The organism is Cellulomonas sp. (assembly GCF_036279715.1).
Taxonomy (GTDB): Bacteria; Actinomycetota; Actinomycetes; order Actinomycetales; family Cellulomonadaceae; genus Cellulomonas_A.
In genome coordinates, this window is the sequence record NZ_DASUIR010000130.1 from 1 (window position 1) to 20782 (window position 20782).

General features: G+C 70.7%; 17 protein-coding genes. 4 read left to right on the plus strand and 13 right to left on the minus strand.

Annotated features, from left to right (window positions below; genetic code table 11):
• Nucleotides 1-527, minus strand: a 527-nt coding sequence (locus VFW79_RS12360) for a 2Fe-2S iron-sulfur cluster-binding protein (RefSeq protein ID WP_329677592.1), incomplete at its 3' end; no start/stop codon positions are given.
• Between the two features lie 180 nt (nt 528-707).
• Nucleotides 708-1520: a DeoR/GlpR family DNA-binding transcription regulator gene (locus VFW79_RS12365; RefSeq protein WP_329677593.1), complete on the minus strand. Its 813-nt coding sequence runs from the start codon at nt 1518-1520 to the stop codon at nt 708-710.
• 113 nt (nt 1521-1633) lie between these two features.
• On the opposite strand from VFW79_RS12365, the gene VFW79_RS12370 reads away from it, so the two are divergent.
• The gene (locus tag VFW79_RS12370) at nt 1634-2950 is read left to right on the plus strand and encodes an alpha-glucosidase/alpha-galactosidase (RefSeq protein WP_329677594.1); all 1317 of its coding nucleotides are present in this window, start codon (nt 1634-1636) and stop codon (nt 2948-2950) included.
• A complete protein-coding gene (locus VFW79_RS12375) occupies nt 2947-3810 on the plus strand; it encodes a class II fructose-bisphosphate aldolase (RefSeq protein WP_329677595.1) in 864 nt (287 codons plus the stop codon). Before VFW79_RS12370 ends, VFW79_RS12375 begins: the two co-directional genes overlap by 4 nt.
• Before the next feature lie 61 nt (nt 3811-3871).
• On the opposite strand, the gene VFW79_RS12380 is transcribed toward VFW79_RS12375, so the two are convergent.
• The 9 genes from VFW79_RS12380 to VFW79_RS12420 form a co-directional block, all read right to left on the minus strand.
• Nucleotides 3872-4792, minus strand: coding sequence for an ROK family protein (locus tag VFW79_RS12380; protein WP_329677596.1), 921 nt, complete (start codon nt 4790-4792; stop codon nt 3872-3874).
• The gene (locus tag VFW79_RS12385; RefSeq protein WP_329677597.1) at nt 4789-6147 is read right to left on the minus strand and encodes a hypothetical protein; all 1359 of its coding nucleotides are present in this window, start codon (nt 6145-6147) and stop codon (nt 4789-4791) included. The genes VFW79_RS12380 and VFW79_RS12385 overlap by 4 nt, the downstream gene beginning before the upstream one ends.
• Nucleotides 6144-6980 carry a carbohydrate ABC transporter permease gene (locus VFW79_RS12390; protein WP_329677598.1) on the minus strand — a complete coding sequence of 279 codons (837 nt, stop codon included), beginning with the start codon at nt 6978-6980 and terminating at the stop codon, nt 6144-6146. The genes VFW79_RS12385 and VFW79_RS12390 overlap by 4 nt, the downstream gene beginning before the upstream one ends.
• The gene (locus VFW79_RS12395) at nt 6980-7933 is read right to left on the minus strand and encodes a sugar ABC transporter permease (RefSeq protein ID WP_329677599.1); all 954 of its coding nucleotides are present in this window, start codon (nt 7931-7933) and stop codon (nt 6980-6982) included. Before VFW79_RS12395 ends, VFW79_RS12390 begins: the two co-directional genes overlap by 1 nt.
• A 37-nt stretch (nt 7934-7970) precedes the next feature.
• Nucleotides 7971-9299 carry an ABC transporter substrate-binding protein gene (locus VFW79_RS12400; RefSeq protein WP_329677600.1) on the minus strand — a complete coding sequence of 443 codons (1329 nt, stop codon included), beginning with the start codon at nt 9297-9299 and terminating at the stop codon, nt 7971-7973.
• A 46-nt stretch (nt 9300-9345) separates the two neighbouring features.
• Complete coding sequence (locus VFW79_RS12405; protein WP_329677601.1) at nt 9346-10518, minus strand: SIS domain-containing protein; 1173 nt, start codon at nt 10516-10518, stop codon at nt 9346-9348.
• Nucleotides 10515-11813, minus strand: a complete 1299-nt coding sequence (locus VFW79_RS12410; protein ID WP_329677602.1) for a D-tagatose-bisphosphate aldolase, class II, non-catalytic subunit — start codon at nt 11811-11813, stop codon at nt 10515-10517. Before VFW79_RS12410 ends, VFW79_RS12405 begins: the two co-directional genes overlap by 4 nt.
• Nucleotides 11814-12170: 357 nt before the next feature.
• Nucleotides 12171-12863, minus strand: a complete 693-nt coding sequence (locus VFW79_RS12415; RefSeq protein ID WP_329677603.1) for a response regulator — start codon at nt 12861-12863, stop codon at nt 12171-12173.
• Complete coding sequence (locus VFW79_RS12420) at nt 12860-14500, minus strand: sensor histidine kinase (protein ID WP_329677604.1); 1641 nt, start codon at nt 14498-14500, stop codon at nt 12860-12862. The genes VFW79_RS12415 and VFW79_RS12420 overlap by 4 nt, the downstream gene beginning before the upstream one ends.
• A gap of 114 nt (nt 14501-14614) precedes the next feature.
• On the opposite strand from VFW79_RS12420, the gene VFW79_RS12425 reads away from it, so the two are divergent.
• On the plus strand, nt 14615-16060 hold the full coding sequence (locus VFW79_RS12425) for a cation:dicarboxylate symporter family transporter (RefSeq protein ID WP_414647958.1): 1446 nt from the start codon (nt 14615-14617) through the stop codon (nt 16058-16060).
• Between the two features lie 67 nt (nt 16061-16127).
• On the opposite strand, the gene VFW79_RS12430 is transcribed toward VFW79_RS12425, so the two are convergent.
• Entirely contained in the window at nt 16128-16688 is a 561-nt protein-coding gene (locus tag VFW79_RS12430) for a TetR/AcrR family transcriptional regulator (RefSeq protein ID WP_329677606.1), read from the minus strand.
• A 198-nt stretch (nt 16689-16886) separates the two neighbouring features.
• Between VFW79_RS12430 and VFW79_RS12435 the strand changes: the two genes are divergently transcribed.
• Complete coding sequence (locus VFW79_RS12435; protein WP_329677607.1) at nt 16887-18395, plus strand: MFS transporter; 1509 nt, start codon at nt 16887-16889, stop codon at nt 18393-18395.
• Nucleotides 18396-18485: 90 nt separating this feature from the next.
• Here VFW79_RS12435 and VFW79_RS12440 read toward each other — a convergent pair whose 3' ends face one another.
• Entirely contained in the window at nt 18486-20726 is a 2241-nt protein-coding gene (locus VFW79_RS12440; protein WP_329677608.1) for a 6-phosphofructokinase, read from the minus strand.
• Nucleotides 20727-20782: the final 56 nt, after the last annotated feature.

Below are 20782 nucleotides of genomic sequence, written 5' to 3' on the forward strand. Positions count from 1 at the left end.
TAGTTGATCGCGACGGGCTCGTCGACGAGGCTGCGGCGGCACTCGGACTCGCACGGGTGAGGGCACACGCGACCGCACACCGACGGGAACGGGTTGCGGTCCTTGATGACGTGCACGGCGGCCTGGAAGTTCCCGTCCGCGACATGGCTGAGGTACGTCTGGATGTCGATGTTGGCCGGGCACGTCTCGACGCACGGCGCGACGCAGTCGGCGTTGTGGTCGCAGAGGAGCTGCTGCAGCCGCACCTTGCGGTACTCGACGAGCCGGGGGGAGTGGGTCGTGATGACCATGCCCGGCTTGACCGGCGTCAGGCACGCCTTCACGTCGCGCGGCGCCTCGGCCCCGACCTCGACGACGCACAGACCGCAGTTGCCGTTCGACCGCTCGAGCCGGATGTCGTGGCAGAGCGACGGGACCTCGATGCCCTCCAGCACGAGCGCCTCGAGAATCGTCAGGCCCTCGAAGACCTCGATCTCGCGGCTGTTCACCGTGACGGTGAAGCGGTCGCTCTCAGACAGTTCGCGCACGTCAGACCTCCGTTGGTGTGATCGCGAGCGCAGCAGCAGCTGTCCGCGCCTTCCGCCACCTCACGTGCAGCACGGCGGTGCCGACGCTGGCTCCTGCGAGCACAGTAAGGTCGCGCTTGGGCTTGTTTGCCGGACTTCGGACCTAGGTCGCGGGGTCCCGCCGAGGTGGCTCGCTTCGGCTCAGGCGCGGACGACGTGGACGTCGACGCCGCGTGCGGCGATCCGCTCGAGCTCGTCGGGGTCGGCCGTTTCGTCGGTGACGAGCGTGTGGATCTCGCCGAGGTCGGCCATCTTGGCGAGCGTGACCCGGCCCACCTTGGAGCCGTCGGCGACGACCATCACCCGCTGGGCGTGCGCGACCATCGCGTGGTTGGTGCGCGCCTCGGTCTCGTCGTGCGTCGTGGCTCCGCCCAGGGCGCTGATGCCGTCGGTGCCGAGGATGGCCGTGCCGACGTTGATCGCGTTGAACGTGTTCTCCGCGAGCACCCCGACGGCCTCGTAGGAGCTGGGCCGGACGACTCCGCCGGTCATGATCACCTTGAGGTTGGGCCGCGAGGCGATCGCCATGACCGTGGTCAGGGAGTTCGTCACGATCGCGAGAGCCGGCCGCGCGGCCAGGACTTTCGCGACCTCCGCCGTCGTCGTGCCGCCGGAGAGCGCGATGCTGTAGGGCCCGTCGGGGAGCAGCTCCGCGGCGCGGCGGGCGATGCGCTGCTTCGCCTCGCGGAACTGCGAGTCGCGGAGGCGGACGGGCACCTCCACCTGCGGGGTGGAGACGCGGGCGCCGCCGTGGGTGCGGACGAGGAAGCCCTGCTCCTCCATGTCTGCGAGGTCGCGCCGGACCGTCGCCGCGGACACGTCGAGCTCGCGCGTCAGGGTGGCGAGGCTGACGAAGCCGTCCTCGTCGAGGAGCGAGAGCTCGGCGAGCATGCGTTCGGATCGCTTGTTCGAGATCGCCCGCGGTGCGGATCCGTCGAACGGCAGGTTCGCCACCGGGGTCTCCCTCTGGTCGGCTGGACGCCGGACCGCTCAGTAGAAGTGATCGATTCTCACGAGATCTGCGCATATTCTTGCACGATTTGAGCAGCGCGCAGATGATCGACGCCATGACCAGAGTCGCGTTCATCGGTGCCGGAAGTGTCGTCTTCACACGTCAGCTCGTCGCGGACCTGCTCCGCTTCCCCGAGCTCGCCGACGTCACGTTCGCGCTCCATGACCTCGACCCGGATCGGCTCGCCGTGGCTGAGGGCACGGCGAAACGGCTCAACGAGCAGCTCGGCACCCACGCCACGGTCGTCGCGACCCTCGACCGGCGCGAGGCGCTCGCGGGCGCGGACTTCGTGATCAACATGATCCAGGTCGGCGGCATCGACGCCACGATCAAGGACCTGCGCATCCCCGCCGGCTACGGCCTGCGGCAGACGATCGGCGACACGACCGGCGTCGGTGGCGTGTTCCGTGCCCTGCGCACGTTCCCCGCCCTGACCGCCCTGACCGCGGACATGCGGGAGGTGTGCCCCGACGCGTGGCTCCTCAACTACACGAACCCCATGGCGATGAACGTGTGGTGGGCGTCCGTGGTCGCCCCGGAGATCAAGACCGTCGGGCTGTGCCACAGCGTCTACTGGACCGCGCACGACCTGGCCGAGCTCGTCGGGGTGCCGCTCGAGGAGACGCACTACCGGGCGGCAGGCGTCAACCACCAGGCGTGGCTGCTCGAGTGGACCCACCAGGGCCGCGACCTCTACCCGCTGCTCCGCGAGCGGATCGCCGCCGAGCCCGAGCTCGAGCGCCGCGTCCGCGTCGAGATCTTCCGGCGCATCGGGTACTACCCCACGGAGACGAGTGAGCACTCCTCGGAGTACCTGTCCTGGTTCCTGCGCTCCGACGAGCAGATCGCACGGTTCCGCATCGAGCCGCTCCAGTACATCGGGATCAGCCAGGGGAACGTCGCGGAGTTCGAGACCGCCAAGGTCCTGCTCGCCGGGACGGACCCCTTCCCCGTCGAGGGGGGCGCGGCCGAGTACGCCCCGCAGGTCATCCACTCGATCGTCACCGGGACGCCGCGCGAGATCCACGGGAACGTCGTCAACAACGGCCTCATTGACAACCTGCCCGCGGGTGCCGTCGTCGAGGTCCCGTGCCTCGTCGACGCGAGTGGGCTGCGGCCGGTCCCCATGGGTGCCCTGCCGCCGCAGTGCGCCGCGCAGAACCGGCCCTACCTGTCGGTCGCGGAGCTGACGATCGAGGCTGCCCGACGCGGCGACCCGCGACTCGTGCGGCAGGCCGTCCTCATGGACCCGAACGCGTCCTCCACGCTGCGACCCGAGCAGATCTGGGAGATGTGCGACGACTTGGTCGCCGCGCACGGCGACCTGCTGCCCGAGGCCCTGCGGCAGCCCCTGCCCGCGAGCGGGTTGTGACGCTCGCCCGCACCGGGGACCTCATCGCCGCGGCGGTCAGCGCACGCAGCGCCGTCCTGGCGTTCAACGTCATCACTCTCGAGCACGCCCAGGGCATCGTCGGAGGGCTCGAGCACGCCGGCGCAGCGGGGATCCTCCAGGTCAGCGAGAACGCCGTCCACTTCCACCACGGGCGCATGGAGCCTCTCCTCGCGGCCTGCCGGGAGCTCGCGGACGAGGCGACCGTCCCGGTCGCGATCCACCTCGACCACTTCCAGGACGCCGCCCTCACCGCGAAGGGGATCCGTCTCGCGGCCCGGCTCGGCGTCACGTCCGTCATGGTCGACGCGGCCCACCTGCCCTACACGGACAACGTCGCGGCGACGGCCGCGCTCGCGCAGACGGCGCACCGCGAAGGCCTCTGGGTCGAGGCCGAGCTCGGCGCGATCGGCGGCAAGGCCGGTGCGCACACCCCGGGCGTGCGCACCGATCCGGAGGAGGCGCGCGACTTCGTGGAGCGCACCGGGGTCGACGGTCTCGCCGTGGCCGTCGGGAGCACGCACGCCATGACCTCGGCGGGCGCGAGCGTGGACATCGGGCTGCTCGAGCGGCTGGCCGCCCTGGTGCCCGTTCCGCTCGTGCTGCACGGCTCCTCGGGTGTCACCCCGGACAGCCTCGGTGCGGCGGTCCGCGCGGGTATCCGCAAGGTAAACGTCGGGACCGCCCTCAACGTCGCGTACACCGGCGAGATCCGGCGGCTCCTCGACGGGGACGCGCGGGTCACGGACCCGCGCGCCTACCTGGCGGGGGCCCGAGACGCGGTGTCCGAGTCCGTGCTGCGGCTGTGCTCGCTCGTGCGGCAGCCCTCGCCGCAGCCGTAGCCGTAGCCCAGCCCAGCCCCCGCCAGCCAGCCGCGCGAGCCGGCTGCGGGATCGCCGCTGCCTAGGGAGCCGTCGGCGGGATCGCCGCCCGAGCCAGCAGTCCCGCACCGAGGCACGCGGCGTTGTCGCCCAGCTGAGCGACAACGACATGGGGTTCCTGCTGCCAGACGAGTAGCTCGTGGAGCCGGCTGCGCAGCGGACCCAGCAGCGCCTCGCCGGCGTGGGAGAGGCCGCCGCCGATGACGATCAGCTCCGGGGCGAGCAGCGACGTGTAGGTCGCCAGAGCCCGCGCGAGGGCGTCGACCGCCTCGCCCCAGACGGTCGCCGCAGCCCGGTCGCCGGCGACCATCAGGTCCAGCACCTCCCGGCCGCCGGCGGCGGATCCGCCGGTCACCCGGTTGTACCGCTTCGCGATGGCGGCTCCGGAGGCGACGGCCTCGAGGCATCCGTGGGCACCGCAGGCGCAGTCCTCCCCGGAACCGACGTCGGTGTGGCCGATCTCGCCGCCGTACTTGTTCTCGATGAGGCAGCCGGCCACGAACATCGCGCCGGAGATGCCCGTCCCGATCGGCAGGAAGAGGACGTCGTCGACCCCGCGGGCAGCGCCGAGGGCGCGTTCGGCGAGGCCGCCCGCACGGACATCGTGACCGAAGCCGACGGGGAGCCCGCTCCGTGCGACGACGCGCTCGCGGAACGGCACGTCACGCCACTCGATGTTCTCGGAGTACACCGCGACGCCGGCACGGTCGTCGACGAGCCCCGGCACGACGAGCCCGACCGCGACGGCACCGTCGGCGTGGACCAGCAGCTCATCGACGGCACTCAGCACCGCGGCGACGACGGCGTCGGGCCCCTCGCTCCGCGGCGTCGGCCAGCGGTAGAGGTCCACGACCCGGTTGTCCGCGTCCAGGACGGCACCCTTCATCGCGGTGCCGCCGACGTCGAGCGCGACCACCCGGCGGCTGCCGATCGCGCCGTTCATGCGGCGACCGCGGCAACCGCGGCGAATCGCGCGAGCCAGACGGGGTCGGCGGCGACCGCGTCGTCGAGGATGGCTCGCGCCGTCGCGGAGTCGGGGACGAGCGGGTCGAGCAGGAGAGCCTGCAGCGCGCGCTCACGGTCGCCCAGCACGGCCGCCTGCACGGTCAGCTCCTGCTGGTGCGCGCGCGCGGTGAGGACCGCGGCGATCGCGTCGGGCAGCGGCCCGACTGCCAGCCCGGTGATCCCGGCGGCACCGACCACCGCGGGGACCTCGACCACCGCGGTGGGCGGCAGGTTCGAGATCTTGCCGTCGTTCGGGAGGTTGACCGCCATCTCGACGTGGTCACGTCCACTCACGATGGCCTCAGCGATCGACACGAGACGTTCCGCCTCCTGGTTGTCGGGCACGTTCAGCGGCTCGACGCCGCTCGCCTGGGCCCGCAGGTGCTCCCAGAGGTCGTCCTTCTCGGCGATGTACTCCAGCGTCATGTCCTGACCACCCTGCAGCCCCCAGCCCAGGTAACCCGCCGGGGCACCCCGGAGGTAGTCGGAGAAGAACTCGGCGACGTGCCGGTCACCCGGAGCCGGGTACCGGCCGAACATGCGCAGCAGGTCCGCCGACACCGCAGCGTGCACGCCCTCGCGCCGGTTGGACGGCGCGGCACGGTCGCCGCCGCGCTCGGCCACGAGCTCCCGGAGACGAGGGTAGAGGTCGACGCCGTCGGTACGGATGTCCAGCAGCCAGCACAGGTGGTTGAGCCCCGCGAAGACCGCGTGCACAGTGTCCGGCTCGAGCCCGAGGTCGGCGGCGAGCGCGGACCTCGTGTGCATGGTCCCGTGGCACAGCCCGATGGTGGAGACGTCGGTGTGCTTGGTGATGGCCCGGACGTTGGCCGTCAGCGGGTTGGTGTAGTTGACCAGCCACGCCGCCGGGGCCACGTCCGCGACGTCCTCGGCGATGGCGACGAGCTCGGGGATGTGCCGCAGCGCCCGCAGCACGCCACCGGGCCCGACGCTGTCGCCGACGGTCTGCTGGATGCCATACCTGGCCGGGATGTCCAGGTCCGCACGCCACCCCTCGGCCGAGCCGACGGCGATCGTCGTCGTCACGAAGCGTGCACCGACGAGCGCCTCCCGACGATCGGCGCTCGCCTCGACACGCATGCCGGACCCGAGGTGCGTGGCGATCCGGCGCCCGAGGGTGGCCATCGTCTCGGCCGCCTCGGCGTTGACGTCGACCAGGCGCACGGTGAAGTCCTCGAACGCCGGCGAGGAGGCCAGGTCGCGCAGCAGGCCCGGTGTGAACACCGTGCTCCCGGCGCCGACGAGGACGACGACGTCCCGCTCCGCCCTCACTTCACGCTCCCGGTCAGCAGCCCGCTCACGATGTACTTGTTCAGGGTGACCGCGATGACCGCGGGCACCGCCATGGCCAGGACACCGGCCGCGCTGAGCAGCGTGAACGGCACGACGTGCCGGCCCTGGAGCGCCGCGATGACGACCGTCAGCGGCTGGGTCGAGAGGTCGCTCGACAGCACCAGCGGGAACAGGAACTGACCCCACGCGAAGAGGAACGTGATGATGGCCGTCGAGATGATCCCGGGCCGCGCCAACGGGATCACCACGTGCCAGAGAACCTGCATGCGGCTGGCTCCGTCCACCTGCCCCGCCTCCTCGATCGCGACGGGGAGGCTCGACATGTAGTTGTAGAGGATCCAGGTCGCGAGCGGCAGGAACCCGGACACGTACACGAGGATGATCCCGGTGTAGGTGTTGACGAGCCCGAAGTTCGTGAGGATCTGGTACAGCGGGATCAGCGTCGTGTAGGCGGGGAACGCCATCGTGGCCAGCACGCCGTAGAACAGGACGTTGCGTCCACGGAACGTCATCCGGGCGAACGCATAGGCCGCCAGCGTCGACAGCACCACCGTGACGATCGTGGCCACACCGCACTCGATGAAGATGTTCAGCGACGAGCGGCGGACCGCGTCGGGCAGCTCGCCCGTGCCGCTGAGCAGGGAGATGTAGTTCTTGATCGTCGGGGTCGGCGGCAGGTAGTGGGCGGGCTTCGAGGTGATCTGCGCGCCGGTCTGCAGGCTTGCGTTCACGGCCCAGTAGACCGGGACCAACGACCACAGCAGGATGAACAGCACACCGGTCCGGCGGAGCCAGGGACTACGTCGCTTCATCAGAACTCCACCGCTCGGTACACCAGCTTCAGGACCCCGAACGACATCACGAGGGTCGCGACCGTGATCAGCAACGACAGGGCGTACCCCTCGCCGAAGTCCAGGTTCTGGAAGCTGATGAAGTAGGTCTGCATGTTCAGCGACGCCCCCGTCGGGGCCGCGCCGTTGAGCACGTACGGCTGGTCGAAGACGTTCAGCGTGACGATCACGGCCTGCACCATCGCCACCGTGATCCCGGGCCGGACGAGCGGCAGCGTGATCCGGCGGAACGTGGACCAGGTCGAGCAGCCGTCGAGGTTCGCGGCCTCGTACACGTCGCCGGGGATGTTCTGCAGCGACGCGAGCACGAGCAGCGTGGACAGCGGCGTGATCTGCCAGATCTGCACCAGCTCGATGGCCACGATGGTGACGAGCCGGTTCTGACCGAGGAACACCTGGTAGTGGTCGATCAGGTGGAACGACGTCAGGACGCTGTTGAGCAGCCCGGCGTTGCTGTCCCAGATGGTGCTCCAGACGATCGCGGACACGACCCCGGGCAGCGCCCACGGCAGGATCAGCACCGCGATGAGCACGCCCCGCCCGGCGAACTTCTTCTGCAGGGTGACGGCCATCGCGATGGCCAGCACGGTCGACACGAGCACACCGATCAGCACGTACAGCGTGGTGTTGCCGATCGTCGTGCGGACCGCGGCGTCGCTGAACAGGTTCCGGAAGTTGTCCAGCCCCGAGAACCGGGTCGGCGGGTCGAGCGGCTGCATCCGGAAGAACGCTCCACCGATCGTGAACGCCGCCGGCACGATCGCCAGCCCGACGATGAACAGGGTGAGCGGCGTGACCAGCGCGTAGGGGAGCAGGTCGAACGGACGCCGCCGGCGCCTGCTCTCGGGGGGCCGCGGCCCGCCGTCAGCCCCCACGGCTGACGGCGAACCCGCGGGATGGATTCCGATGCTCATTGCCCTGCTCCGCGTCTGCGCCGGGTGACGAGGGACCTCATGAGCCGCTCGACTGCTTGTTGGCTGTGTCGACGATCGCCTTGATCGCGTCGTCGACGCTGATCGATCCGGTGGCTGCGCTGTGCAGGTTGGTGTAGACGGCACGGGAGAACTCGGCGTACCAGACCGGTGCGCCCTCGGGGAACACGGGCTTGGCGCTGTTCTTGAGCATGTCGCTCAGCTCGGCACCGCCGATCAGGTTCCCCTTGGTCGTCAGGTCCTGGACGGCGCTGAGCCGCGAGGGGATGGCGTAGTTCGGCATCACCTTGTCCGCTCCGTTGGCCCCGGCGAAGTCCGACTGCTGCTGGGCCGACGTGAACCACTCGATGAACTTGGCTGCCGCGGCCGGGTACTTCGCCGAGCGCGGGATGCCGATGCCGTCGGGGTTGCCGAGGTTCGGTCCGGCGCCGCTCGCTCCCGGTGTGGCCAGGTACTTGACCTGTCCGACCACGCTCGAGGAGTCAGGGACGTCGTAGAGCGTCCCGACCATCCCGGAGTAGTCGGAGAACGTGCTCGCGACGGTGCCCTTGGCCATGAGGGTCTGCTCGCCCTGGCTGTCGCTGACGTTGATGTTCCCCGGCGGCACGAGGCCGCTCTGGAGCGCGTCGATCATCCACTTCGCCGCCTTGTAGCCGGCCGTGTCCGGGGTGGAGAACTGGGGCTTGCCGTTGCCGTCCAGGACCGTGCCGCCGAACGCCGCAGTCGTCTGGTACCAGTACGTGGAGAGCCCCTCGGCTGCGGCGAACGGGATGCTGAGCGGGTTCTCGACGACGCCCTTGTCCTTGATCTGGCGGAGGTCCTTCGTGTACTCGTCCATGGTGGTGGGCATCGTGTCGATGCCGGCCTTGGCGAACAGGTCCTTGTTGACCGTGGTGACCATGAACGACGCGTCGAACGGGATGCCGATCACGTGCCCGCCGGAGGTGAAGGAGCTCAGCTGCGGCATGTCCGCCGTCAGCGCCTTGGTGTCAAGGTAGTCCTCCAGGGGGAAGAACCAGTTGAGCTTGCCGAGCTGGCCGACGCGGGACCAGTCGACGTCGGTGGCGTCGGCGAAGTAGGTGTTGGCCGTCGCGGCGGCGGTGATCTTCGTCTGCAGGCTGTCCCAGTCGATGTTCGACCACTGGACGGTGATGCCCGTGTCCTTGGTGAACTGGTCCAGAGCCGCCTGCGGCGGGGCGGGGTTCATCAGCGCGACGGTGATCGTCACGCCCTTCGTCTCGGTCGACGCGGCGCTCTTGCCCCCGGAGCATCCGGTGACGAGCAGGCTCAGGGTTGCTGCGCCGGCAACGATCGCGGCCGCCCTCGTGGTGTTCAGCTGACGGGTCATCTGCTGGCCTTTCGGTTCGTGACGTGGTCTGGGGTCGATCGGGCGGTCAGAGCTGCGGCGGAAGCGCGTGGATCGTCACCCCCTCGACGACGCGGTTGACCGCGCCCGAGGGGAAGGGGTTGTCGGGTGTCCGGCCCAGGGCGAGCGAGAAGTGCAGGCCGATCAGCTGCGCGCAGACGACGAGCGGGAGTGCGAGGGCCGCGTCGACGACGTCGTCCAGGCCGTCGATCTGCCACAGGTCGAGGTCGGCGAGGCCGTCCCTGTCGCCGGCGCCGATGGCGACGACATTCCCCGTGCCGAGAGACCGGCGCAGCTCGTCGGCGATGTCCAGGTCGTACTGGCGTGTGTACGGGTCGTTCGAGAGGTAGACGAGCGCGAGGGTGCTGCCGTCGAGCACGGCCTTCGGTCCGTGCCGGAAGCCGAGCGCCGAGTCGAAGTAGGAGACGACGCCGCCGGCGCTGAGCTCGAGGAGCTTGAGCGCGGACTCCCGGGCGAGCCCCGCGAGCGACCCGCTGCCGAGGTAGACGGCGCGGCCGTAGCCCCGGCGTGCCAGCTCACCGGCTGCCGCGCCCCGCGTGGCCAGGACCTGCTCGGCTGCGACCGCCAACCGCGCGGCCAGCCCGTCGTCGACCGCTGACCCCGCGAGGGTGAGCCAGGTCGCGAGCGTCATGCACGTGAAGCTCGACGTCATCGCGAAGCCCTCGTCGTTCGCTCCGTCGGGCATGAGCAGCACGAGGGATCGCGCGGTCCCCGTGTGGCGCCGGTAGAGCTCGCCCTCGGGGTTGCAGGTGACGACGAGGTGATGCACCTCGGTGAGGCACTGCTCGGCGAGCTCGGTGGCCGCGACGCTCTCGGGGCTGTCGCCGGACCGGGCGAACGACACGAGCAGCGTCGGACGGTCCTCGGCGAAGCACTCGCGTGGGTTGGACACGATGTCGGTCGTGGGGACGGCGTCGACGCGGCGCCTGAGCTGCCGGGTCAACGCCGGCGCGAGGATCTCGCCGGCGAAGGCCGAGGTGCCGGCCCCGGTCAGGACGATCCGCAGCTCAGGACGCGCGAGCAGCGGGTCGAGGAACGCGCTGTTCGTCGCGCGGTCGGCGACCGCCGTGCGGCCGACCTCCCGCCAGAGGACCGGCTGCTGGAAGATCTCCCGTGCGGTCTGCTCGGCACCGCGTTCACTCAGCTCCGGAAGCGTGTAGCCGAATGACGTGTTGATCACGATGCCCTCCTCAGGGACGGGTTGCAGGCGAGCGAGTAGGTGCGCAGGACGTCACGGACGCTGTCGATGACCAGCGCGGTGGGCTCTGCGGCAAGCTCGCCGCGACGGACGCGGGCGTACTGGTTCGGCAGGTACTGGCTCAGCATGGGCAACGGGATGTCGACGGAGGCGAGGTTGGCCAGCAGCCGCGACTCTGCGGCATGGATCTCGGGATCGGGCCAGTAGTAGCGGACGCGGTCGCTGTAGCTGTAGTACCGGGCGAGGTGTTGGTCCCGCTCGTCACCGTCGTAGTAGCCCTGCCACCACTGCGGCTGGTCCAGCATCCGCCGCTCGACGACCTCGACGAGGTGCGAGCGGTCCGCAGCGTCGACCAGCTCGTCCTCGATGGCGGCCAGGGCGAAGAGGGCCTCCCGGAGCGCGAACGTCAGCCCCGGCCCGACCTTGAGCACCGCCCAGTGGTCCTCGACGAGCTCGGTGAGCCGCTCGGCCGTCTGGTAGTCGGTGGAGTGCGCCTCGAAGACGAGGTTGGGGTGCTCGTCGACGACGTGCTGGAGCTCCTGGGTGCGGTTGCGCTGGTAGTCGACGACGCGGAGGTGGTCGAACTCGACGCCGGGCTGGACGACCAGACCGATCACCCGGTTCCAGGCCGACCCGATCCCCGCGTCGTCGAACGCCTTCTGGTGGCGCGCGATCGTGGCGCGCGCAGCCTCGCTCGACGTGGGCGCGAGGGTGTCGATGGTCTCGTGGGCGCCGCCCGGGACGGGCACCTCCGTGCCGACGACGTAGAGCAGGGTGCTGGCCCCGTGCTCGCGCACCGCGGTGGCCTCGGCCACCCTGGCCAGCCGGGCCGCCCGCTCGGCGACGAGGTCGTCCGTGAGGGGTGACGGGTCGCCGGCGCACGGCATGCTGCAGTCCAGGTGGATCTTCGTGAAGCCGGCTGCGACGTAGGCCTCGACGAGGGCCTCGGCCCGGTTCATGGCCTCCTCCGGCCCGAGCTGGCGCCACGTGTTGGGGCCGAGGTGGTCGCCCCCGAGGACCACGCGGCGGCGCGGCAGCCCGCGGCGGTCCGCGATCCCGTGCACGAGGTCGCGGAAGTCGGCCGGCTTCATCCCGGTGTACCCGCCGAACTGGTCGACCTGGTTCGACGTGGCCTCGACGAGGACGGCGGTGCCGTCCTCGAGCGCCTGCAGCACGGCGGCCTCGAGCACCAACGGGTGGGCCGAGCAGACCGACGTGACGCCGACCGCCTCGCCCGCCTTGTGACTGCGCACGGTGTCCAAGAGATAGTCGCCCACGATGCTCCACTTCCGACAGGGAGGAAGCACCACTGACCGTCCAGTGCGCTTCTTCACCGAAACTGCGATGACCGCGGTCTTCACGCCGTCCGGCAGGGCTGGTGCGCCTCTCCAGAGGGCGACTCTGACCCTGGTGTTGAGGATCGTTGTTCTGCTCAACCCGCGCAAGGAAATGCGCAGTATCCGCGGCAAGTGATCACTTTGACTGAGCGAAGCCGGTCTGAACCGGCGAAGACGGTGCGGAGATCCGACTTCGTCAGCCGGGGACCGAGGAGGGCACGGACGCCATCGTCGAGCTCGCGTCGATCGGCCCCGGGGGTCGCGACCTCACGCGCCGCCGACCCAGCGCTAGCGACCTCAGGCGCCGCCGACCCAGCGGTACTCGACCTCAGGACGCCCTGCGCTGCCGTACCGCGAACGCCGGACGACGAGCCCGGCGTCGGCGAGGTGCTCGAGATAGCGACGCGCGGTGACGCGGGATGCCCCGACCTGTCCAGCGACCTCGGCGGACGAGCGTGCCTCGACGGCCGACCGCAGCACCCCGACCACGGCATCCAGGGATTCGCGGCTCATCCCCTTGGGGAGGCTCGACGGATCATGTCCGCGCAGGGTGGCGAAGATCCCGTCGACCTCGTGCTGCCCGCTCGCGACGTCCCCGATGAGTCGGCCGCGGTACGCGGCGTAGCGCTCGAGCTTGTCCCGCAGCGCTGCGAACGTGAACGGCTTCAGCAGGTACTGCACGACGCCCTGCGAGACGGCCGCGCGCACGACCTCGAGGTCGCGGGCTGAGGTGACGGCGATGACGTCGGCGCGATGACCTGAGGTCCGCATCGCACGCACCACACCGAGGCCGTTGAGACCGGGTGGGAGGTGCAGGTCGAGCAGCACCAGGTCGACCGCGGACTCGGGCGATCCCAGCAGGCGCAGCGCTCCGGCACCGTCGTGCGCCACGCCGCGGACCACGAACCCCGGTACCCGTTCGACGTACGCCCGGTGGGCCTCGGCAGCGACGGGCTCGTCCTCCACGATCAGGACCCCGATCTCGCTCATCGCACGACCTCCACCGCGATCGGCAGCCGGACGGTGAACACGGCGCCGAGATACGGGTCGTCGCCGGTACCCCGGACCTCGACCGTGCCGTGATGCCGGTGGGCCGTCTGACCGACCAGGGCGAGGCCGAGCCCGTGGCCCACCAGTCGCTGGTCCGTCTTGGTCGACCACCCGCGAGTGAACGCGAGTGCGGCCGTCTCGTCGTCCAGACCGGGACCGGTGTCGCTGACCTGCAGCACGACGACGCTGGCGATGCCCCCCTCGGACCGTGAGTCCTCGACCCAGCCGCTGAACCGCACCCGGCGCAGGCCGGGCACGGAGGCTGCTGCGTCGATCGCGTTGTCGAGCAGGTTGCCGACCACGGTGACCATGTCACGGGCCGGGAGCATGCCTTCGGGGACCGAGGTCGCAGGGTCCACCTCGAGCTCGACACCCCGCTCGTTGGCCTCGGCCGCCTTGCCGAGCAGGAGCGCGGCCAGGACGGGCTCGTCAACGGCGCCGACGACCAGGTCGGTCAGCCGCTGGGCCGCGGCGAGCTCGACCGTGGCGAAGTCGAGCGCCTGGTCGGTGCGTCCCAGCTCGATCAGGCTGATCACGCTGTGCAGGCGGTTCGCCGCCTCGTGCGCCTGCGAGCGCAGCGCCTCTGTCAGACCGCGCGCCGAGTTCAGCTCGCCGGTCAGTGCCTGCAGATCGGTGTGGTCACGCAGCGTGAGGACGGTGCCGAGCTCGCGGCCTTCCCAGCGCGCCGGCGCCTGGTTGACGACCAGGACCCGGTTCGTGGTCAGCTGGATCGCATCCTGGACCCTGGTCCCACCAGCCAGGGACGCGGTCATCGGCGCGGGCAGCCCCAGCTCGTCGAGGCGGCGCCCCTCCCAGTCGGGGCCCAGATCGAGCAGTCGGCAGGCCTCGTCGTTGGCGAGCACGAGGCGGCCCTGCAGGTCGAGGAGCACGAGCCCCTCGCGCACCGCGTGCAGCACGGCGTCGTAGAACTCGTACATCCGCCCGAGCTCGTCCGGCCCCAGGCCGTGGGTCTGACGACGGAGCCGGCGCGCGACCAGCACGGCGCCGAACGCGGCCAGGATCAGCGCGACGGCACCAGCCCCCAGCAACCGGGGCACCTGCTGTGCCAGGTCGCGCGAGACCGTGCCACGGGTGACGCCGACGGAGACGAGCCCCACCACGGAGCCGCCCTCGGACCTGACCGGCACGACGGCGCGCTCGGAGGGCCCGAGGGTGCCCGTGTACGTCTCGAGGACCACGCCCCCAGCGAGCGCCGCGTCGATGTGGCCGATGAACGGCTGGCCGATCAGGCTGGCGTTGGGGTGCGAGTAGCGCGTGCGATCGGTGCCCATCACGACGACGAAGTCGGTCGCGGTGTCGTGCCGGACCTGTTCGGCCAGCGGCTGCAGGACCGTCGACGGGTCGGGCGTCGTGAGTGCGGCCCGCACCTGCGGGGACGCTGCGACGGCCCGGGCGACGGCGAGGACCCGGCTCCGGCTGGCCTCCTGGCTGTTCTCCCGGGCCTGCAGGTAGGCCGCAGCCACTCCGGCCAGCAGCACGACCGCCACGACGATCAGCTGCAGCGTGAAGACCTGCCACGCCACGCTCCACCGTCGAGGATCCACGCGAGTGCGCATGCCCCAGTGTGCGTCGGGTGCGGCGGTCCGCGGTGAACGCAATGAACGCAATCGTGACCCAGATCACAAACGGGACCACCCTCGGGGGCACGCAGACCCCAGCCCTGGAGGTACATGATGACCAGCTCAGTCGCAGCGTCGCGACCGCCCCGCACCCCCGTCGACCCGCCGGCCTCCGGGTCGCCCGGTCGACGCGACAAGACGCACGTGCTCTATCTCGCCGTGATCGTCGCGGTGGTGCTCGGCATCGCGGTCGGCTTCGCCTTCCCCGGGAAGGACGGGTTCGCCGTCCGACTCCAGCCGCTCGGTACGGGCTTCGTCAGCCTGATCAAGATGATGATCACCCCGATCATCTTCGTCACGATCGTGCTGGGCATCGGATCGGTCCGGAAGGCCGCGAGCGTCGGCAGGGTCGGTGGACTCGCGCTCGGCTACTTCATGGTGATGTCGACGTTCGCGCTCGGGATCGGCCTGGTCGTGGGCAACCTCGTCAAGCCCGGCGCGGGGCTCAACCTGACCCCTGCGGTCGCCAAGGCGGGGCAGGCCCAGGCGGGAACCGGAGCCGAGACGACCACCCAGTTCCTGCTCGGGCTCATCCCGAAGACGCTGATCTCGGCGCTGACCGAGGGCCAGGTCCTGCAGACCCTCGTCGTGGCACTCCTCGTCGGCTTCGCCGTGCAGTCGATGGGCTCGCGAGGCGTGCCGGTCCTGCACGGCATCAGCAGCATGCAGAAGGTCGTCTTCAAGGTCCTGGCGATGATCATGTGGGTCGCGCCGGTCGGTGCGTTCGGCGCGATCGCGGCCGTCGTCGGTGCGACCGGCGTCGACGCCCTGCTCAGCCTCGGCAAGGTCATGGTCGGCTTCTACATCACGTGCGTGCTGTTCGTGATCCTCGTGCTCGGCACGATCCTGCGCCTCACCTCCGGCATCTCGATCCTCCGGCTCCTGAAGTACCTCGGCCGGGAGTTCCTCATCATCGTCTCGACGTCGTCGTCCGAGAGCGCGTTGCCCCGGCTGATCGGCAAGATGGAGCACCTCGGCGTCTCCCGCCCGGTCGTCGGCGTCGTGGTCCCGACCGGCTACTCGTTCAACCTGGACGGCACGGCGATCTACCTGACGATGGCCTCGCTCTTCGTCGCCGAGGCGTTGCACAAGCCGTTCGCTCTGGGCGAGCAGATCTCGCTCCTGGTGTTCATGATCATCGCGTCCAAGGGTGCCGCGGGGGTCTCCGGTGCCGGCCTGGCCACGCTGGCCGGTGGTCTGCAGTCCTACCGGCCAGACCTGCTCGACGGCGTCGGCATGATCGTCGGGATCGACCGCTTCATGAGCGAGGCCCGCGCCGTGACGAACTTCGCCGGCAATGCGGTGGCGACGGTCGTGGTCGGCAGCTGGACGGGTCAGTTCGACAGGAGCCAGGCCGAGCGCGTGCTGAGCGGCCGGGACCCGTTCGACGAGGTCGCCTTCGCGTCCGGTGACGACCTTGACGGTGGTGCCTGGGACGACGCGCCCGCCGAGGCTGAGGTTGTCGGCTCTCCGGCGCTGGCGGCTGCTGGCCGCTGATCCACCGGGACCGCATCGAAGGACCAGCGTCGGCGACCCGGCGCTGGTCCTTCGATCGTCAGCAGCGTCAGGGCATGATCTCGAAGGCGATCCGCAGCGCGGCGTCCGCGCGCTCCTGGACGGTCCCGCCGAGCTCGGCCGCACCCTTGCCGGCGACCAGGATCGTCATGATGGCGATCCGCGCCCGGAGTCGGTCCTCGAGCGTCGCGTCGGGAGGGGTGCACGCGCGCGCGAGCTCCTCCTTGTAGCGGTGCACGACGTCGGTGGCCTGCGGCAGCGAGGTGAGTGACGCCTCGTTCTGCTGCACGCATCGCATGAGGTCGCCGACGCCGCTCTGCGCGAGAGCCGCGAGGCGGCGCAGCAGCTCCTGGCGCCGCTCACGGGTCGAGGGCGCGGAGCCGGCCCAGGCGACGAGGTCGTCGACGGACTTCCCGATGTCGGTGACCAGGGACTCGAGGATGTTCTCCTTGGTCCGGAAGTGGTAGTACAGCGCGGCCTTCGTGACGCCGAGGTCCTCGGCGATCTCCCGCAGGGACGTCTTGTCGTAGCCGTCCTCGGTGAAGCGGCACAGCGCGACCCGCTGGATCTCGCTGCGTGTGTCGCCGCGGCGACGGGTGTCCGCCTCCATGTGCCGTCATCTCCTGTTCGCGACTGCCCATCGTACTTACTTGACGACCGGCAAGTATGGATCTATCTTCGAGTCTACAACTTGCCGGCCGGCAAGTAGATGAGCACTACGTCACAGGTCGCTCCGCCACCTGACGAGAGCCACCCGGCCCCACATCGAGCGTCGCTGCTCTCCCCACCTTTCCAGGAAGGTCCTCTCATGGACTCTGCCACGCCCACGTCCGCGGCGATCCACGCGCCGCGCGACACTGCGCCCGACCCCCGCCGCTGGTGGGGACTCGCGGTCATCGCCCTCGCCCAGCTCATGGTCGTGCTCGACATGACCATCGTGAACATCGCACTGCCGTCCGCCCAGTCCGACCTCGGCATCAGCGACGCCGACCGGCAGTGGGTCGTCACGGCCTACACGCTGGCCTTCGGCGGGCTGCTGCTCCTCGGCGGCCGGGTCGGCGACCTCATCGGGCGTCGCCGCGCCCTGATCATCGGGCTGCTCGGCTTCGCCGGCGCGTCGGCCCTCGGCGGGATCGCCGCGTCCGGCGGCATGCTGCTCGCCGCGCGAGGCCTCCAGGGGGTCTTCGCAGCCCTCCTGGCACCCGCCGCCCTGTCCCTCGTGAGCACCACGTTCACGGAGCCGCACGAGCGCGCCCGCGCGTTCGGCATCTACGGCGCCATCGCAGGTGGCGGCAGCGCGATCGGCCTGATCACCGGCGGTCTGCTCACGGAGTACCTGAGCTGGCGCTGGACCCTTCTCGTCAACGCACCGATCGCGATCGTCGCGGTGATCGGGGCGCGAGTGTTCCTGCACGACCGGCGCCGGGACAGCGAGTCGCGGCTCGACGTCGTCGGTGCCGTGCTGGCCAGCGCCGGGCTGCTCTCGATCGTCTACGGCCTGAGCGAGGCCGAGCAGCACGGCTGGACCTCCGGGCTCGTCCTGTCGCTGCTCGCCGGCGGACTGGCGCTGCTCGCACTGTTCGTCGTGGCCGAGGGTCGCGTCGCACACCCGCTGCTGCCGATGCGCGTCCTGCGTGACCGCAACCGGGCCGGCGCGCTGCTCAGCGTCGGGCTCGTCACGGTCGGCATGTTCGGCATGTTCCTGTTCCTGACCTACTACCTGCAGGTCACCCTCGGCTACTCGCCGGTGCGCACCGGACTGGCGTTCCTGCCGATGACCGCCGGCATGATGACCGGCGCCGTCGGGATCGCGAGCCGCCTGCTCCCGCGGGTACCTGCTCGCATGATCATGGTGCCCGGACTGCTCGTCGCGGCGACCGGGCTCGTCCTGCTGACCCGCATCCAGGTCGACTCCAGCTACGTGACGCACGTCCTGCCGTCGCTGCTCCTGCTCGGGATCGGCATGGGCTCGACATTCATGCCCGCGATGAGCACGGCGACCTTCGGTGTCGCACCGCGGGACGCCGGGGTCGCCTCGGCGATGGTCAACACGTCGCAGCAGGTCGGTGGATCGATCGGGATCGCCCTGCTGAACACCGTCGCCACGTCGGCCACGGCGCACTACCTGACCACGCACGGCACGAGCCAGCTCGCCATGGCGACCGGCGTCGTGCACGGGTTCTCCGTCGCGATCTGGTGGGCCGTCGGGTTCGTGCTCGCCGCGGCCGTGATCGCGAGCGTGCTCGTCACGGCTCGGCCCGCCGCGACCCGCACCGACGTCGAGGTCGCCGAGGAGCGGGTGCCGGTCCTCGTGTGAGGCGCCCGGCCCGCCGCGGCGGACGGGGGTGAACGCGAGCGGGGCGACGCCTGAACCAGGCGTCGCCCCGCTCGGCGTGCGTCGGCGTCCCTACTCGGGCGGCTCCGTCGCGAGGGCCTCCATGATCGGCTGCAGCTCGAGCCACCACTGGTCGACCGGCCGGCGGAACTGCGCGTCGACGAGGTCGGTCATGGCCTTCATCGGCACGGTGGCCAGGGCCCCCTCGTCAAGCCCGACGAAGCCCCAGTCCCGCTTGCCCGCGACGATCTCGCCCGAGAGCCAGTCCACGCAGTACGCGGCGAGCCGGGTCGCGTGGACGCGGTCATAGGGGGTGGGGTTGCCGCCCTGCTGCAGGTGGCCGAGGACCATCGGCCGTACGTCGAAGTGGCCGCCCGACTCCTCCGTGAACAGCTGGCAGAGGAACTCGGTCGTGTACCCCACGCTCGCGGCCTCGTTGCGGATCGCCAGGTGGAAGCTCCGGCCGGCCGCGAAGCCCGCCACCATCTTCCTGACGTCCTCCGTGAGGTCAGCGAGGTGCACGCCCTGCTCGTGCAGGTAGACGCGCTCGGCACCGACGGACAGCGCGCCCATGAACGCGAGGTAGCCGCAGTACCGGCCCATGACCTCGACGACGAAGCACCGGCGCGACGCCATCGCCGACTGCTTCAGCCGGTCCACCGAGCTGACGATGGAGCACAGCGCCGTGTCGGCGCCGATGGCCATGTCCCAGCCGGGCAGGTTGTTGTCGATGGTCGTGGGCAGGCAGATGACGGGGATCTGGAACCCGGGGTAGCGGTCCCGCTCCTGGAGCATCCGGTGGATCGTCTCGTAGGCCCGGTGCCCACCGATCACGAGGAGCGCCTGGATGTCGTGGTTCTCGAGCGCGCGGCTCACCGCGTAGTACTGCTCGACCCCGGGCGCCGCCCGGCTCGTGCCGAGCTCAGCACCGCCGATGCCCACCCAGCCGTCGACGTCGCCCCAGGTCAGCTCGCTCACGTCGCCGTCGATGAGGCCCTGGAAGCTGCCCTGCACGCCGAGCATCGTGTGCCCCTTGGACAGGCCGAAGCGCACGGCCGCTCGCACGGCGGTGTTCATGCCCGGCGCGAGCCCACCCGCGTGCACGATGGCGATCCGCGAACCCGGCGGCAGGTCCGACGGGGCCACCTGGGCGATGCGCTGGAAGACCTGCACCATCTCGCTGAACGACGAGCCGCGGGCAGCCATCGCGCCCTCGTAGTCGCCGGCGTCGATCAGCCCGGGGATGTCCCGGGTGCGCTGGACCGCCTCCATGAGCGGGGTCCGTTGCACCCGGTTGTTGCGCACGCCGATGAGCTGCGGCTCGTCGTCGGGACCGGCCCCGAGGACCTCCATCGCCGCCGCGTGGCCGACGAGGGTCGGCATCCACCGGTCGTACGCGCTGGGCGTACCGCCTCGTTGCACGTGACCGAGGATCGTGACCCGGGTGTCCTCACCGAGTCGCTCCTCGAGCAGGTCGCGGACGCCCTGGCTGGTGATGGGTTCGCCGGTCCGGGACCGGGCGCCCTCGGCCACGATGACGATCGAGTCGCGTCGGCCGGCAGCGCGACCCGCACGCAGGCGGGCGCACATCTTGTCCTCCCAGCCGTCCGGCGGCGGGTTCTCCGGGATGAGCACGTAGTCGGCGCCGCCGGCGATCGCGCTCATCAGGGCGAGGTAGCCGCAGTGGCGGCCCATGACCTCGACGACGAACGACCGCTGATGGCTCGCCGCGGTGCTCGAGAGCGCGTCGATCGCCTCGATGATCCGGTGCAGGGCCGTGTCGGCACCCACCGTCATGTCGGTGCCGACCATGTCGTTGTCGATCGAGCCGACGACGCCCGCCACCATCAGGCTGCCGTGCCGCAGGGCCTGCTCCGCGGTGATCTCGCCCGCCGCGACGAGCTCGGCGAGCAGGCCGGTCCACTCGCTGCGGAACAGGTCCGTCCCGGACAGCGAGCCGTCGCCGCCGATCACGACGATGCGGTCGATGCCGTGCTCCACGAGGTTGAGAGCGGCCTTGAGCCGCCCCGCACGCTGGCGGAAGTCGGCCGAGCGGGCGGTCCCGATCACGGTGCCGCCGCGGTGCAGGATCGAGCCCACCGATCCCCAGTCGAACTCCCTGATCCGGTCGCCGCCGTCGACGAGGCCCTGCAGGCCCTCGTAGACCGCGTAGACGTCCGCCCCGGCCCCGATGGCTGTCCGGACGACGGCCCGGACCACTGCGTTCATGCCCTGGGCGTCACCGCCGGAGGTGAGGACCGCGATTGCGGGCCTCGGGCTCACCGTCGTGTCGACGGGCGCCGTGCTGCCCATGTCTGATCCCTTGGTCGGCTCTTGGCTCTCCGAGGAGCCTACGGCGACGACGGGGC